Consider the following 16,394-nt stretch of genomic DNA (forward strand, 5'->3'; position numbering starts at 1 on the left):
GGTCTGAAGGGGCATCGGGGGGTGGCCGAACAGGACTGGAAAACGAACAAAAGGGTCTTTGCGGCGGTATCGCTGCCGACGCTGTTCTGGATAATCCTGTTCTTCCTCGTGCCCATGGCGATCGTCTGGCTCTACAGCTTCGGCGAGAACAAGGGGCTGACCGAAATCGACATTTCGGGCACGCTCGACAATTATAAGCGCGCGACCGAGTGGCTGTACCTGACCATTTTCGGCAAGAGTTTCGCGGTTGCGGCGCTCGTCACCCTGATCTGCCTGATTATTGGCTTTCCCGTCGCGATGGCGATCACCTTTGCCAGCGAGAAATGGCGGCCCTGGCTGCTGCTCGGCATCATGCTGCCCTTCTGGACGAACCTGCTCATCCGCACCTATGCGCTGATGATGCTGCTCGGAACGCAGGGCTTTGCGAACAAGGGGCTCGGGGCGCTCTGGGAGAGCGCAAGCTGGATCAAGACGCTCGTCGGGCTGCAGCCGCTCCCGACATGGGAGCCGGTGCAGCTGCTCTTCAACAATTTCGCGGTCGTGTTCGGGCTCGTGTACGTCCATCTGCCCTTCATGGTCCTGCCGCTCTACGCCGCGCTCGACCGCCTCGACCGCAGCCTGATCGAGGCGAGCCTGGACCTTGGTGCGGGTCACTTCCGTACGATCATGCGCATCGTCGTACCGCTCGCGGCACCGGGTATCGTCGCCGGCGTGATGATTACGCTGATCCCCGCGCTCGGCGCGTATTTGACACCCGACCTTATGGGCGGAACCGACAGCCAGATGATCGCCAACGTGATCGAGCGACAGTTCAAGAAGGCGAATGACTGGCCCTTCGGCGCCGCCCTCTCCTTCCTGCTCATCTATGCGATGTTCGCGCTGATCGCGATCCAGTCGATGCGCAAAAAAGTGCCGGAGGTCCGCTGATGGCGCTCTTCGCCCGCACGCCCGTAGCCCCGCTCGAATATAGCCGCACCTTGTGGATGCGGCTCTGGGTCGGCGCGGTGATGGTGTTCCTCTACGCGCCGCTCGTCGTGCTGATGATCTTCAGCTTCAACGACAGCAAGCGCAACGTCGTGTGGCGCGGTTTCACAACCAAATATTACGAGAAAGCGATAGGCAACGACCAGCTGGTCGAGGCTTTGCTGAACTCGCTGACCATCGCCGCGCTGGCAACGATCGCCAGTCTCGTTCTCGGCGCTGTCGCCGCAGTGATGCTCTGGCGTTTCCGCTTCCCGCTCAAAAGCGCGATCGACGGGACGATCTCGCTGCCGATCATCGTCCCCGAAATCTGCCTCGGTGTCGCCTTCCTGATGTTCTTCGCCGCCGTCGACTGGCCGACCGACCTTGTATGGCCTTTCAATCTCGGCGCGATCACCATCGCGCATATCACCTTCTGCTTTCCCTTTGTGACGATGGTCGTGCGCTCGCGCCTCGCGACCTTCAACCGCGAGCAGGAGGAAGCCGCGAAGGACCTCGGCGCGAGCGAGTGGCAGGTGTTCCGCGACGTGCTGATCCCGCACATCAAACCCGCGCTCGTTGCGGGGGCGCTCTTGTCATTCACCCTCAGCCTCGACGATTTCGTGATCACCTATTTCACCAGCGGCCCCGACACGATCACTTTCCCGGTGAAGGTCTATTCGATGGTGCGCTTCTCGGTGACGCCCGAGGTCAACGCCGCCTCGACGCTGCTCATTCTCCTTACCGTCGCCCTGACATTCGTCGCGCTCAAGCTCCAGGGCCTCAAAGCCATTGCGGAAACCCACTGACCATGACCGAAACCGCACGCCCGATCATCCAGATCCAGAATGTCTCGAAACGCTTCGGCAAGGTGACCGCGGTCGACAATGTCACCCTCGACATCAATGCCGGCGAATTCTTCGTGCTGCTCGGCCCCTCCGGCTGCGGCAAAACGACGTTGCTACGCATGATCGCGGGGTTCGAGCTGCCAACCGAAGGCAAGATATTGATCGACGGACAGGACGTCACCGGCGTCCCGCCGAACAAGCGACCGGTGAATATGGTGTTCCAGAGCTATGCCGTGTTCCCGCACATGAGCGTGGCCGACAATGTCGCCTATGGCCTGAAGATCGCCGGGGTAAAGGGCGACGAGATCAAGGATCGCGTTGCCGAGGCGCTCGAACTCGTCAAGCTCGGCGGGTTCGAGACGCGCATGCCCGACCAGATGTCGGGCGGCCAGCGACAGCGCGTCGCGCTCGCGCGCAGCCTCGTGATGCGGCCCAAGGTGCTGCTGCTCGACGAACCGCTGTCGGCGCTCGACGCGAAGCTGCGCGCGCAGATGCAGTTCGAGCTGTCGGACCTGCAGGAAAAGGTCGGCATCACCTTCGTCACCGTCACCCACGATCAGGACGAGGCGCTGTCGATGGCGTGCCGTATCGGCGTGATCAACAAGGGCGAGGTCGCGCAGCTCGCGACCCCGTCGGACCTCTACGAATATCCTGCCAACCGCTTCGTCGCCGATTTCGTCGGGTCGGTGAATATCTTCGAGGGCAAGCTGACCCTCGACGACCCCGACAAGGCCGCGGTCGATTGTCCGGGGCTCGGCAAAGTCTACCTCAACCACGGTGTCACTGGCCCGCACGGCGCCGACGTGTGGATCGCCCTCAGACCCGAGAAAATCTATCTCCACGTTCCAGGCGAAGGCAAAGCCGTCAAGGCGGCTGCGCAGGACGCACCCGACGGTTACAATTTCGCGCGCGGCAAGATCAAAGGCATGAGCTACCTCGGCGATATCACCCTGTTCGAGATCGAGCTGGAATCGGGCGCTTGCCTCCGCGTCTCGCGCCCGAACCTGTCGCGCCATGATCAGGAGGATTTTACTTGGGGCGACAAGGTCAGCATGCACTGGCGGGCGGATAGCCCGGTGGTGTTGCTCGGGTGACCGCATCCGGCGGGTCACCGATGCTCGCAGCCGCGGCGCTGCTGCTCGCAGCGGTGCCCTGGACATCGGGTGCCGAAACCACGTCGGATACCAGCTATAATGCGGTGATTCCGCTCTATGGCCGCGTCCTCGGCTTCCATCTGCCCGACGGTTTCGTTGCACAGGCGCCCAAATCGAACGGGACCAATTTCCTGATGGAGTTCGTGCCGAAGGGTGAGACGGTCGAAAACTGGACCCGGCTGGTGACGGTCCAGGCCTATAAGGGCGCGGCGCGGCAGCCGACGAGCAGCGCCGACATCGCGCGCGGCGCATTCGAGCCCAAGGCCTGTACCATCGGGCCAGTCTATCTGTTCGGCGGCGAGCAGGTCGCGCACGGCGCGCTCAAGCGATCGCTTGTCGTCAACGGCTGTGCCTCGCTGCCCGCGGGCGCCTATCCCAAGGCGATGAAGGGCGCGAGCGAACGCGATGCGATCCTCTTCTTTCGCGACGCCGACACGCTCTACACGTTGAACTATGCCGAACGCTCGCCGCTCGCGAACAAGGTCGCGCCCTTCACGCTCGACAGCGCAAAAGCGAAACTGACCGCAATGTTCGGCGACGTGCGGCTGTGCGCCAACGCCGCCGAACCCGGCTGCAAGACGATCATCGCGGCCAACGAGGCCCGCCGCGCAGCGCAATAGGGCGAACGGCCGCGTCTAGTGCGCGGCCTTCTTTCCCGGCAGCAGGTGGAGCGCACCGACGATCACGCCGCCGAGGATCAGCCCGAAGACGCCAGCGCCGCCGGCGTTGATCAGCCATTCCCACAATCCTGCGCCGGGCAAATTGCCTGCGACCGAATGCGCGAAGTCGTGGAGGCCGTGGCCGATGTTGCCGATATGATATTCGTCGAGGCCATGCAGAACGATCTGCCCGCCGACCCATAGCATCGCCGCGGTGCCGATCACCGCGAGCGCGGCGAGCAGCTTGGGCATGAAGGCGACAAGCCCGCGCCCGATTGCCCGGCGCGAGCTATTGCCCTCTTTCGCCATGTGCAAACCGATGTCGTCCATCTTCACGATCAGCCCGACGACACCATAAACCGCAATGGTGATCGCGACCGCCACCACCGCGAGCGTCGCCGCGCGCATCGCGAAATGCTCGTCGAGAACCTCGTTCAACGCGATCACCATGATCTCGGCCGAGAGGATGAAGTCGGTTCGCACCGCGCCCTTCACCATCAATTCCTCATGATCCTTGTCGGCGACGATCTCGGCGTCTTCCTCGAGGCTGGTCTTGTCTTCTTGCAACGAATGCAGCACTTTTTCGGCGCCCTCGAAGCAAAGATAGGCGCCGCCGAGCATCAGCAGCGGCGTGATCGCCCATGGCACGAATGTCGACAGCAGCAGCAGCGCGGGCAGGATCAGCACCAGCTTGTTGAAGATCGATCCCTTGGTGATCCGCCAGATGATCGGCAACTCGCGGTCGGGGGTGAAGCCAGTGACGTAACGCGGCGTCACCGCGGTATCGTCGACCACCACCCCCGCCGCCTTGACCCCGGCCTTCGACGCCGCGGCGCCGATATCGTCGATGCTCGCCGCGGCGACCTTGGCGATCGTCGCAATATCGTCGAGCAGGGCAAAAAGGCCGGAGGGCATAGGGGTTTGATCTTTCCTGTTTAAAGCGCGCGGAGTTTCGGCAGCACCTCATCGAGAGATTTGCGGATGATGGCAACCATCTCGTCGATCTGCTCGGTCGAAATGATCAGCGGCGGGCACATGACCAGGCTGTCGCGGATGCCGCGCACCATCAGCCCGTTGGCAATGCACGCATCGCGCGCCATCGGCCCCGCCGTTCCCTCTGCGCCGCCGAAACGCGCGCGCGTTTCCTTGTCGGCAACAATCTCGACCGCGCCGAGCAGTCCGATCGAGCGGGCTTCGCCGACGAGCGGATGATCATTCAGCGTCGCGAGCGCCTTGGCGAGATGCGGGCCAGTAACGCTGCCGGTGCGCTCGACGAGGCCTTCGCGTTCGATGATTTCGATATTTTTGAGCGCGACCGCCGCGGCGACCGGATGCCCCGAATAGGTGAAACCATGAACGAAATCGCCCCCGGTCTTCAGCACCTCGACGACATGCGCCGCGACCGCGGTGGCCGAAATCGGCAGGTAGCCCGACGAAAGCCCCTTCGCCATCGGCATCAGGTCAGGGGTGAAGCCCATCGTCTCATGCCCCCACATCTTGCCGGTGCGCCCGAACCCGCAGATGACCTCGTCGGCGACCACCAGCAGGCCATATTTGCGCGCCACCGCCTCGACCTTGGGCCAATAGCCCTTCGGCGGAATGATCACGCCGCCGGCGCCTTGCACGGGCTCACCGATGAAAGCGGCGCAGTTTTCGGGGCCGACTTCGAGGATCTTGTCCTCGATCGCCTGAACGCAGGCGTCGCAGAACTCCTCCTCGGTCATCCCCTGCCCTTCGCCATAGGCATAGGGCTGGCGCACATGCTCGACGCCGGGGATCGGCAGGTCGCCCTGCGCGTGCATCGCCTTCATCCCGCCGAGCGACACGCCCGCGACCGTAGAGCCGTGATAGGCGTTCCAGCGGCTGATGAAAACCGTGCGCTTCGGCTCGCCCTTCAGCTTCCAATAGTGGCGCACCATCCGGAACACCGTGTCGTTCGCCTCGCTGCCTGATGCGTTGAAGAAGATGTGCGGCAGGCGATTGCCCGTCAGACTGGCGATCTTTGCCGCGAGCATCACGGTCGGCGGCGTCGCGGTCTTGAAGAAGGTGTTGTAGAAGGGCAGCTCGCGCATCTGCGCTGCAGCTGCCTCGACCAGTTCCTCGCGGCCATAGCCGACATTGACGCACCACAGGCCCGCCATGCCGTCGAGGATGCGGTGGCCGTCACCGTCGTGGATATAGCAGCCCTCGGCGTGCGTGATGATGCGGCTGCCGCCAAGCTTTTCGATTTCGGCCCAGTCGGCCTGTGCGGGCAAGTGGTGCGCGACGTCGAGGCGGCGCAGTTCGGCAATGTCGTGATTGCGGGGCATGGAAAACTCCTGATCTTGAAAACCGCGCAGGGCGGCGAAACGACGGGAAAGACTCCCGTCGATCAGGGGGAGAAGCAGAGCCGCGCGAGATAGCGGTCATAGCGGGTGACGTGCCGGTTCACAGCGCACCCCGCAGCGCCTGCCCGAGCAGGCGGAAATAGGTCTGGCTCTCTTCGTTGCCGTCGACCGACCACTCGGGATGCCACTGCACCGCGAGCAAGGGCGCGCCATTCGGTCGCGCACTGAACGCTTCGACCAGCCCGTCGGGGGCGCGCGCCTCGACCGACAACCCGTCGGCAAGCCGCCCGACGCCCTGATAATGGACCGAATTCACGTCGAGCGACGGCGCGCCATAGGCCGAGGCCAACATCCCGCCCTCAACCAGATCGACATGGTGGCGATGATCGAACATCGCGTCGAACAATGTGCCGTCGGGGGTATGGTGGCGCAGCAGTTCGCCGTTCGTCGCGGTATCACGGCGCAGCGTCCCGCCGAGCGCGACATTGATATCCTGAAACCCGCGGCAGATGCCGAACAAGGGCCGCTGCGCCGCGATCACCGCATCTACCAGATCGCGCATCATGCGGTCGCGGTCGGGATCGAACGGCCCCTCCCCCTGGCTATCCTCGCCATAACGGGCCGGCTCGACGTTCGACGGCGAGCCGGTGAGCAAAACGCCGTCGAGCCGCCCGACGATCTCGTCGGCGCGCATATAGTCGGGAAGTGAGGGAATCAGCAGCGCGGCGCAATCGGCATGGCGCATCGCCGCCTTCGCATAACGGTTCATCACCGCCTGCGCATATTCGGCGCCGACCTGTCGGTTGCAGGCGATGATGCCGAGGACGGGACGGGCGGACACTTGGCGTAGAATCCTTCAAAAATTGAAGTATCATTGCTGCCGATTTTCGTGGCCCGATGCCAGCGGAATTTGCGGGTTCAGGCGTATTGGCGCGCGAACGCCGCCGCGGCACCAAACAGCCCCGGCTGCGGATGGGTGATGAGCTTGACCGGCAGCGCGGACATAAAGCCTTCGAAACGCCCCTTTTCGATAAATCGTTCGGGGAAACCCGAACGCACCAGGCTATCGCGGATACGCAAGCCCAACCCGCCCGCAACGACAACCCCGCCGGCGCCCTGCGCCAACGCGAGGTCGCCCGCGACACTGCCCAGCGACAAGCAAAAGCGATCGACCGCCGCCGCCGCAAGGCTGTCCCCGCCGGCCAGGGCATTGGTCCAGATCGCCTTGTCGTCGAGCCGCGGGATCGCGCGCCCTTCAAGCGCCGCCAGCGTTTCGTAGATGTCGACGATTCCCGGTCCCGACACGATCCGTTCGATCGACACGCGTCGGTGGCGCTTGCGTAGCCGTGCGAGGATCGCGTCTTCGATGCTGTCGAGCGGCGCGAAGTCGATATGCCCCCCCTCGGTCGCCTGGACGCGATAGTCGGCGCCGTCGCGCCAGATATGCGCAACGCCAAGGCCGGTGCCGGGGCCAATGATGGTGATCGTCCCGGTCGCGGGAAGCGGTTCGTCGGGGCCCGTCAACCGCTCGAAATAGCTCTCGTCGGCCTGCGCAACGGCATGTCCGACCGCCTCGAAATCATTCACCAGCGCATAACGATCGACGTTCAGCTTCTCGTTGATCAACGCCGGGCGGATGATCCACGGATTGTTCGTGAAGCGGATGATCTCGCCGCGCGTCGGCCCCGCGATGGCGATCGCAACCGCCCGCGGCAAAGTTCCACCCTGCTGACGTTCGAAATCCTGCCAGGCGGTCTGGAAACTTGCGTGGTCCTTTGTATGGAGCGTCGTGACATCGCCGAGCGACAGGACGCGGCCGCCTCCGACTTCGGCGATAGCAAAGCGCGCATGCGTGCCGCCGATGTCCACCGTGACGATCTGTTCGCTCATGACTCTCCCTTGCCGGTCCCACGCGGCCGGTCCTGCCCGTGGAATGTCGCATGGCCGGGAGCGATGCAACAGGGCATAGCTATTCGGAGAAGCCTTGCGCTCGGCCCGACCTTGACGTAGTTGCGAATTATTCGCAATAAAGGAGCAAGCGCATGTCCGATGTCGAGACCGTCCCCACACATGACTGGAACGGCGACAGCGGCAACCGCTGGGCCGCGAATCTGGCGCGGCTGGATGTGATGCTCGAGGATTTCGGCAAGGCCGCGATCGCGGCGGCTGATGCCCGGCCGGGCGAACAGATTCTCGATATTGGTAGCGGATCGGGCACCTCGACCTTTCCGCTTGCCGAACAGGCCGGGCCCGGCGGCCACGTCCTCGGCATTGATATATCGGAGCAGCTTGTCGAGATCGCCCGCACCGCTGCCCCTGCGGGCATGCCAGTTGAATTCCGATGCGCCGATGCCGCGACGGCCCCCCTGCCCGCAGGAAAGTTCGACCTTCTCTTCTCGCGGTTCGGCGTGATGTTCTTCGACGAGCCCGTTGCAGCCTTCGCGCATATGCGCCGGGCACTGAAACCCGGCGGGCGGCTGGCGTTCGTGTGCTGGCGCGGGGCGCAGGAGAATGACTGGGTCCGGCTGCCGATGGCGGCGATCCGCGACATCGTGCAGCCGGCGCCTGCCGATCCGAATGCCCCCGGGCCTTTCGCCTTTGGCGATCGGCAGAAGGTCGCGGATATTCTTGCGGCAGCAGGCTTTACCGCGATCGACATCACGCCCTTAGACACGAGTATTTCCTATGGCCGCGGCGCAACGCGCGAAGAGGCGATCGACGATGCACTCGACATGGCTTTCCAGGTGGGGCCGCTGTCGCGCGCGCTTGCCGACCAATCCGACGAAATTCGCGCGAAATCGGCGGCAGCTGTTCGCGCGGCGTTCGCGAAACGCCCCGGAGAGACGTCGGTGCAGATCGACGGCGCCGCGTGGATTGTGACTGCACGGAATTAGCCGCGCTCGGCAAGCTTCTGCGCGCGGCGCGAGTGAGGCAATTTTTTTCCAAGGCTGCGCCGACACCGCTCCGTCTTGTGATTGTCGCCGGGAAAACATCCCGGCCCCGATCTCAAGAGGAACCCAATGCGCAAAACCTTGCTGGCCTCCACCTGCCTGGCCACCCTCATTTCGACCGCCGCCTATGCCGAAACGACCATCAGCACCGCCACCACGGCGCCGGTGCGGACGTCGACGATCAAATCGGGCGCCGCCGACGACATCAAGATCGTCGCAGCTGGCTCGATCAAGCCGACTGTCACCGGGCCGGCTGTCACCATCGACAGCAATCACAAGGTCGTCAACGAAGGCACGATCGAGTTCAGCAACGTCGACGGCGCCACGGGCATCCTTGCGAATGCCGGCACGTCGGGCGGGATCACCAACAGCGCGACCGGCAAGATTACCATAGGCGAAACCTATGCGCCGACCGACATCGACAATGACGGCGACATCGACGGCGCCTTTGCGATCGGCAGCAACCGCGTCGGCATCGCGACCGCAGGCGCCTTTACCGGCAATATCGTCAACTCGGGGGCGATCGCGATCGAAGGCAATAATTCGGCGGGCATCCGCCTCGGCGGGCCGCTGACCGGCAATTTCACAAATGACGGCACCATCAGCGTCATCGGCGACCGCGCGCTCGGTGTCGGGCTGCAGGATGTCACGGGCAACGTCCGCCTCGCCGGCACGATCAGCGCACAGGGCGTCGATGCGATCGGCGCGCGGGTTGCCGGCAACGTCACCGGCGCACTGGTCGTCCAGGGCAACCTGACCGCCACCGGCTACCGCTTCACGACGCCGCCTGCCGATCCGTCGAAGCTCGACGCCGATGACCTGCTGATCAGCGGCAGCGCGCTGTCGATCGAAGGCAATGTCTCCGGCGGCATCGTCCTCGCCGTCGCGCCCAAGGACACGAAGCCCGACGACAAGGACGAGGACAAGGACGGCATCGACGACGACAAGGAAGGAAACGCCGTCGTGCGCTCCTTCGGTTCGGCCGCCGCGATCCGCATCGGCTCGGCCGACCGCGCCGTCACGATCGGGCCGGTCGCCGGAACGGGCACCGGCCTCGGCCTCATCATCGACGGCGCGGTGCTCGGCAACGGCCTCTACGCCGGCAAGGACGGCAACGGCCTGCAGATCGGCGGCCTCGGCGGTGCGGTCACCATCGCGGGCGGCATCGGCATCGGTGCGACCGGCAGCGTGACGGCGCTGTCGAAAGACACGGCGGCAACCGCAATCCGCATCGGCAGCGGTGCGACGACCCCCGAACTCCGCAACGCGGGCAAGATCGAAGCGACGACCGGCGGCAACGCCGCAGGTGCGGTTGCAACCGCGGTTCTGGTCGAGGCCGGAGGCAATGTCCCGCTAATCCGCAACAGCGGTTCGATCACTGCCAAGACCGGCGGCGACAATGGCACGGCGCGCGGCATCGTCGATCTGTCGGGCACGGTCGGCATGGTCGAAAACAGCGGCACGATCAGCGCCACCGGCGCTCTCGCTTCGTCCGATCGTAACATCGCGATCGACCTGTCGGCGAACAACAATGGCGCAACGGTCAAGCAGACCGCGGTCGCTGCAGGCATCGCCGCCCCCAGCATCGTCGGCGACGTCCGTTTCGGCGGCGGCAACGACGTGTTCGACATCGCTGACGGGTCGGTGAAGGGCAACAGCTTCTTCGGTGCCGGCAACAACAAGCTCGCGCTGTCGGGTGACGCGACCTACGCCGGCAACGCCCGCTTCGGCGCCGGTAGCGACACGATGACGCTCGCCGGCACCTCGAAGTTCACGGGTCTCGCGGACTTTGGCGGCGGCGCCGATACGCTGACGATCGGCGGCACCTCGATCTTCTCGGGCACGCTCGCCAATTCGCAGGGCCTGGCGGTTTCGGTCGCCGGCGGCACCTTCGACGTCGGCGGCGCCGCGACGATTTCGTCGCTCGCGATCACCGAAAAGGGCACGCTTGGCGTCCTGCTCGACACCGGGACCACGGGCACCAATCTTCAGGTTACGGGTAACGCCAGCTTCGGCGCTGAATCGAAGCTCGCGCTCAAGCTGTCGAGCCTCGAAAAGGCCGAGGGCCAGCATATCGTGCTGACCGCAGGGACGCTCACCGGCGCGAGCAACCTCACCGCATCGCAGACGTTGCTGCCCTTCCTCTACAAGGGCACGCTGACGTCGAATGCGACCCAGCTGATCGTCGATGTGTCGCGCAAGAGCACCAGCGAACTCGGGCTCAATCGCTCGGAATCGAGCGCGTTCGACGCGGTACTCGACGCCGTGGTCGCCGACCAGAAGATCGAGGACGTCTTCCTCGGCATCACCGACGGCGAGCAGTTCCACAACCAGCTTGGCCAGATGCTGCCCGAACATGAAGGCGGCGTCTTCGAAACCGTTACCTCGGGCTCGCGCGCACTGTCGCGCTACCTGCAGGACCCCAACGCCCCGTATCAGGACGAGGGCAAATGGGGTTATTGGGTCAACCAGGCCGTATGGGGTACGTCGAAAGGCGTCGGCAACACCGCGAGCTATGACGTGAGCGGCTGGGGCATTTCGGCGGGCGCAGAAATCGAGAGCAACCTCGGCAACTTCGGCGGCTCGATTGCCTTTCTCAACGGCAAGGACGGCAATGGCAGCAACGCCAACGAAGTCAGCACCAGCCAGTTCGAAGGCGCGTTGCACTGGCGTCTGCGCTCCGACGGCTTCATGGCGAGTGCCCGCGTTTCGGGCGCGCCGATCAGCCTGAAAGGCACGCGCATCTTCCGCGCCGAAGCGGGCGCCGAGGACATCGAAAAGACGATGAAGGGCAAGTGGGACGGCACCTTGTGGTCGGCGTCGGGTTCGGTGGCTTATGACACACGCGTCGGCGGCCTGAGCTTCCGCCCGATGGTCGCGGTCGACTATTTCAAGTTGAAGGAAGACGGCTACCAGGAAACCGGCGGCGGCGACGCGCTCGACCTCAAGGTACTGGGCCGTGACAGCGACGAACTTGCCGTGTCGGGCACCGTCGCCGTCGGCCTCGATTTCGGCGGTGCCGACGAATATGACGGGTGGACGCGCTTCGAACTCGAAGGCGGCCGCCGCCAGATCGTCAGCGGCACCCTCGGCACGACGACGGCGTCGTTCAAGAACGGCACGCCTTTCACCCTTGTTCCTGATGATCGCACGAGCGGCTGGGTCGGCCGTTTCCGTGGCATCGCCGGCAATTCGGCCTTCCAGGTCGCCGGCGAAGTGTCTGCGGAAGAACAGCAAAGCCATATCGGCTGGGCTTTCCGTGCGAGCTTGCGGGTCGGCCTCTAGCCCCCCGGCCGGCCCCGCCCGCAAGGGGGAAGCGTTACCCCTACCCACGCTTCCCCCTTGCCTTGGGATAAAGAAACAAAGAAACAGATGCTTGCACGGTCCACCCCCTCTTTCCAAGCGCCGCAGTTGCGCGGCCGAGCGTGGACGCTATATGACGGCGTCATCAGGGGGACGTATGGCGCGGGGCGAAACGGCGCTTATCGACAGAAGATGGCGTTCCAAAGCAAGCAATCCATGACAGAGTCGCGTGATCGAACCGGCGCCACCCAGGGCATTGAAGGCGTATTGCTCGCCAACCGGGACCGCATCGTGCGTTTTCTGGAAGTGCGCGGTGCTGGCGATGCAGCTGAAGACCTGTTCCAGGATCTGTGGATGCGACTAACCGACCGACGCACCGGCCCGATCGCTGACCCCCTCCCCTATATCATGCGCGCCGCGAACAATCTGATGCTCGACCGCTATCGGTCGGCCCGGCAGAGCGATCTGCGCGACAAGGCGTGGGGCGAAGCCGCCGCGGCGGAAAGCCCGTCGACCGAGACCTCGCTAATCTCGCGCGAGCAGCTGGCGCTCGTCGAAACCGCGATCACCGCGACCGGCGAGCGACCCGCACGCATCTTTCGCCGATTCCGCGTCGACGGCATCCATCAACGCGATATCGCCAGTGAAATGGGGGTCAGCCTGAGCACCGTCGAAGCCGATTTACGCAAGGTCTATGCGGCGCTCGCCACCATACGGAGGCAGTTCGATGCAAGCTGACGCGACAAACGCCGAAGCCCGCGCGATCGACTGGCTGATCCGCCAGCGCGACCCCGCTTTCGACGACTGGGATGGCTTTTCCGACTGGCTCGCCGAGAATCCGGAGCATAACGCGATTTATGACGCGGTCGCGAGCCTCGACCGCGACCTCGACGCCCTGCCCGCGGCGCCCAAACCGTCGATCGTGATCGTACCCGAAACGCCGCGCCGTCCGTCACGACGCGCCTGGTTCGGCGGCGCCATGGCCGCGGCACTGGTCGGCGCGATCAGCCTGTCGAGCCTCGGCCTGTTCGGCAACGATAGCCGGATCGAGACAGTGGCGGGCGAACATCGCACGATCGCGCTCGCCGACGGGTCGAAGATCGAGGTCAACGGCGCCTCGGTGATCGAGATCGACAAGGATCGGCCGCGCTTTGCCCGGCTGGAATCGGGCGAAGCGATGTTCCATGTCGTCCACCGCGACAACGACCCGTTCGTGGTCGAAACCGGCGACGCAAAGATTGTCGACCTCGGCACTGCGTTCAATGTCGTGCGCCGCGATCGCCAGACGTCGGTCGCGGTGTCCGAAGGCATCGTCCTCTACAACCCCGATCGCGAGAAGGTCCGCCTCGTCGCCGGCAAGGGCATCGAGGCTCGCGATGGCGACGGCCAGCCCCCGGTCGTGCAGGATGTGGATGTTGCCAGCATCGGCGGCTGGCGCAGCGGCCTGCTCGTCTACAACGGCACGCCCCTCGCCGTCGTAGCCGAGGATTTGAAGCGCACCGCCGGAATGCAAGTCCGTATCGCGCCCGAAGCGAGCGACCTGTCGTTCCGCGGCGCATTGATCATCGACAAGAACCGGAACCGCACGATCGCCGATCTTGCCGCGCTGTCGGGAACGAGGGCCGAGCGGCAAGGTGATGGCTGGATATTGACCCGCTGACCATGCGCCCGCGCCTTTCCCTTGCCGCAGCAGCGATAGCGCTGTGCCTGCCCGCGCAGGCGCAGGCGGCAGAGGAGCGCGCGTTCGACGTGCCCAAAGGCAGCCTGTCGACGGCGCTGCCCGTCATCAGCCGGCAGGCCGGGGTCAGCATCAGCGTCGGCGACGCGAAACTGTGGCAGGGCCGCGTCAAACCGGTGCGCGGGCGGATGAGTGTCGAAGAGGCGATCCGGCGCCTGCTCGCGGGGTCCGACGCGCGCGCCGTGCGGGTCAGCGCGACGAGCTGGCGTATCGAGCGCCGCCCTGCCGCCTTCCGCGCCGCACGCCCGGCACCGGCAACGCGACACACCCCCCAGCCAAGGGCACGCGAGCCTTCGCAAGATGCGGTCGCCGCGGCGCGGGACGAAATCATCGTCACCGCGTCGAAGACCGACCTGCCCCTTTCGCACTTCGCCGGCGTCGTCACCAAATTGGATGGCGGCGATTTGGCGTTTGGCGGTGAGCGCGGGATGGATTCGATTCTGTCGCGAACCGCCACCGTCTCCTCGACCCACCTGGGTTCGGGGCGCAACAAGCTGTTCATTCGCGGCATTGCCGATTCCAGCTTCACCGGCCCGACGCAATCGACCGTCGGCCAGTATCTCGGAGACATCCGGCTCAGCTACAATGCGCCCGACCCGGATCTCCGCCTCTACGACATCGACAATGTCGAAATCCTCGAAGGGCCGCAGGGCACGCTTTATGGCGCCGGGTCGCTCGGCGGGATCATCCGTGTCATCCCGAAAGCCCCCGACCCGCGCGAAATGACGGTTCAGGCGATCGCCGGCCTCTCGATCACCCAGCACGGCGACCCCGGCGGGGACATCGCCGCCATCGCCAATATCCCCGTCAGCGAGAACGGGCACGCGCTGCGCCTTGTCGGCTATATGCTCACCGACGGCGGCTATATCGACAATCCGCTGCGCGGCCAGAACGACGTCAACCGCGTGCATGTCCGCGGCGGGCGCGGCACCTTCCGGTTCGAGGCGGGCGATGACTGGACGATCGATCTGGGCGGCGTCTATCAGGCGATCACCTCCGATGACGCCCAATATGCCGACAAGAATGGCGCGCCGCTCACCCGCAACTCGATGGTCGAACAGAATGCGACCGCGCGCTACGGCATGGGCACGGTCGTCGTGATGAAGGATTGGGACGATCTGCATTTCCAGTCGTCCAATGCCTATATCGATCACCGCCTGTTCGAACGCTTCGACGCCAGCCTGCCCGAAGCGCGGCAAGGAACCGACATGTCCAACGGAGGCGTATCCGCTCCGCCGTCGGTTGGAACAGTCGATGTCGAGCGCCTGTTCGCGCCAATCCAGGTCATTCCGCTGAACGATGTTCCACGCGTGCTCGACCAGCATAATGCGACACGCATGTTCGTCAGCGAAAACCGCTTGTCGCGCCCATATCGCGACGGCCTTGGCTGGGTTGTCGGCGCCAGCTTTATCGACAATCGCGCGCGGCAGGACCGCGAATATGGCTATGGCCCGCTGCGCGCAATCCTGCCCGGCGTGACGAACAAGATCACGGAATTCACCGGCTATGCCGAAGCAACCGTCGAAGTGATGCCCGACCTGATCGCGTCGGGCGGCGTCCGCCTGTCACATGCGAAGCTCGGCGGCGCGGCCGAAGGCGTGTCCTTTGCCCTGGCACAGGCAAATCGTGCGACGACCGCTTCACGCAAAGAAACCGACCTGCTGCCGTCCTTCTCGCTGCTCGCGACGCCGCTCCACAATGTCCGGCTCTATGCGCGCTATCAGGAAGGTTTTCGCCCCGGCGGACTCGCGGTCGATGGCAATTTCGTGCGGCGTTTCCTCAACGACCAGGTCCGCACCTGGGAAGCGGGAATGCGTTTCGGCGACAAGGGGCAGAACCTGCTCGACGCCAGCATTTCGATTTCGCACAGCCGCTGGCGCAACATTCAGGCCGACTTCATCGACAGCACGGGCTTCCCGACCACCGCCAATATCGGTGACGGCCGCATCACGAGCCTCTCGGGGGCGGTCGCCATGCGGCCGACCGCTGCGCTGACCTTCGAACTTGGCGCGGTCTACAACCATAGCCGGGTCGACGATCTCGCGCCGCAGATTCTGCCGGTGTTCGACGCCGCACCGGGCCGTCTCGGACGCATCCCCAATGTCGCGAGCCACGCGGTACGCGGGTCGGTCAACTACGCGACCATGATCGGCGACGAGGATTTCCGCGTGAACGGCTGGGCCAATTATATCGGCCCGTCGCGGCTCGGAATCGGGCCGGTGCTCGGCGAAAGCCAGGGTGACTATATCGATACCGGGGTTGCGATGCGGGTGGGCAACGAACGTCGCGGCCTGTCGCTTACGCTCACAAATCTCTTCGATTCGCGTGGCAATCGCTTTTCGCTCGGAACACCGTTCCTTGAGGGGAATGAGGGCTTCCTCACCCCGCTTCGCCCGCGCACGCTCCGGATCGCCGTCGACGTCGCCTATTAAAGCGACGCCGACAATTCTCCCA

Annotated in this window: 13 protein-coding genes; 9 read left to right on the forward strand and 4 right to left on the reverse strand. The window is 64.7% G+C overall.

What is annotated here, in order from left to right; translation table 11 throughout:
• Nucleotides 1-21: 21 nt before the first annotated feature.
• From ASD73_RS18890 to ASD73_RS18905, 4 genes are read left to right on the forward strand one after another with little or no spacing between them, the layout of a single operon-like run.
• Nucleotides 22-927, forward strand: a complete 906-nt coding sequence (locus ASD73_RS18890; RefSeq protein WP_082521683.1) for an ABC transporter permease — start codon at nucleotides 22-24, stop codon at nucleotides 925-927.
• Nucleotides 927-1,769, forward strand: coding sequence for an ABC transporter permease (locus ASD73_RS18895; RefSeq protein ID WP_056374863.1), 843 nt, complete (start codon nucleotides 927-929; stop codon nucleotides 1,767-1,769). The genes ASD73_RS18890 and ASD73_RS18895 overlap by 1 nt, the downstream gene beginning before the upstream one ends.
• 2 nt (nucleotides 1,770-1,771) lie before the next feature.
• Nucleotides 1,772-2,902: an ABC transporter ATP-binding protein gene (locus ASD73_RS18900; protein WP_056374864.1), complete on the forward strand. Its 1,131-nt coding sequence runs from the start codon at nucleotides 1,772-1,774 to the stop codon at nucleotides 2,900-2,902.
• A gap of 20 nt (nucleotides 2,903-2,922) precedes the next feature.
• Complete coding sequence (locus tag ASD73_RS18905; RefSeq protein ID WP_056374866.1) at nucleotides 2,923-3,582, forward strand: hypothetical protein; 660 nt, start codon at nucleotides 2,923-2,925, stop codon at nucleotides 3,580-3,582.
• Nucleotides 3,583-3,597: 15 nt separating this feature from the next.
• Here ASD73_RS18905 and ASD73_RS18910 read toward each other — a convergent pair whose 3' ends face one another.
• The 4 genes from ASD73_RS18910 to glk all read right to left on the reverse strand — a co-directional run bounded on the left by ASD73_RS18910 (nucleotide 3,598) and on the right by glk (nucleotide 7,838).
• The gene (locus ASD73_RS18910) at nucleotides 3,598-4,536 is read right to left on the reverse strand and encodes a DUF808 domain-containing protein (RefSeq protein ID WP_056374871.1); all 939 of its coding nucleotides are present in this window, start codon (nucleotides 4,534-4,536) and stop codon (nucleotides 3,598-3,600) included.
• 20 nt (nucleotides 4,537-4,556) lie between these two features.
• Entirely contained in the window at nucleotides 4,557-5,930 is a 1,374-nt protein-coding gene (locus ASD73_RS18915) for an aspartate aminotransferase family protein (RefSeq protein WP_056374872.1), read from the reverse strand.
• A 118-nt stretch (nucleotides 5,931-6,048) separates the two neighbouring features.
• Nucleotides 6,049-6,789, reverse strand: coding sequence for a gamma-glutamyl-gamma-aminobutyrate hydrolase family protein (locus ASD73_RS18920; RefSeq protein WP_056374874.1), 741 nt, complete (start codon nucleotides 6,787-6,789; stop codon nucleotides 6,049-6,051).
• Nucleotides 6,790-6,866: 77 nt separating this feature from the next.
• A complete protein-coding gene (glk, locus tag ASD73_RS18925; RefSeq protein WP_056374880.1) occupies nucleotides 6,867-7,838 on the reverse strand; it encodes a glucokinase in 972 nt (323 codons plus the stop codon).
• A 152-nt stretch (nucleotides 7,839-7,990) separates the two neighbouring features.
• Between glk and ASD73_RS18930 the strand changes: the two genes are divergently transcribed.
• From ASD73_RS18930 to ASD73_RS18950, 5 genes are all read left to right on the forward strand, one after another.
• Complete coding sequence (locus ASD73_RS18930) at nucleotides 7,991-8,842, forward strand: class I SAM-dependent methyltransferase (RefSeq protein ID WP_056374882.1); 852 nt, start codon at nucleotides 7,991-7,993, stop codon at nucleotides 8,840-8,842.
• Between the two features lie 126 nt (nucleotides 8,843-8,968).
• Entirely contained in the window at nucleotides 8,969-12,184 is a 3,216-nt protein-coding gene (locus ASD73_RS18935) for an autotransporter outer membrane beta-barrel domain-containing protein (protein WP_056374884.1), read from the forward strand.
• Nucleotides 12,185-12,418: 234 nt separating this feature from the next.
• Nucleotides 12,419-12,940: a sigma-70 family RNA polymerase sigma factor gene (locus ASD73_RS18940; RefSeq protein ID WP_056374886.1), complete on the forward strand. Its 522-nt coding sequence runs from the start codon at nucleotides 12,419-12,421 to the stop codon at nucleotides 12,938-12,940.
• Nucleotides 12,930-13,862, forward strand: a complete 933-nt coding sequence (locus ASD73_RS18945; RefSeq protein WP_056374889.1) for a FecR family protein — start codon at nucleotides 12,930-12,932, stop codon at nucleotides 13,860-13,862. Before ASD73_RS18940 ends, ASD73_RS18945 begins: the two co-directional genes overlap by 11 nt.
• A 2-nt stretch (nucleotides 13,863-13,864) precedes the next feature.
• On the forward strand, nucleotides 13,865-16,372 hold the full coding sequence (locus tag ASD73_RS18950; RefSeq protein WP_056374891.1) for a TonB-dependent receptor domain-containing protein: 2,508 nt from the start codon (nucleotides 13,865-13,867) through the stop codon (nucleotides 16,370-16,372).
• Nucleotides 16,373-16,394 lie beyond the last annotated feature (22 nt).

Source organism: Sphingopyxis sp. Root154, assembly GCF_001427105.1.
GTDB lineage: Bacteria > Pseudomonadota > Alphaproteobacteria > Sphingomonadales > Sphingomonadaceae > Sphingopyxis.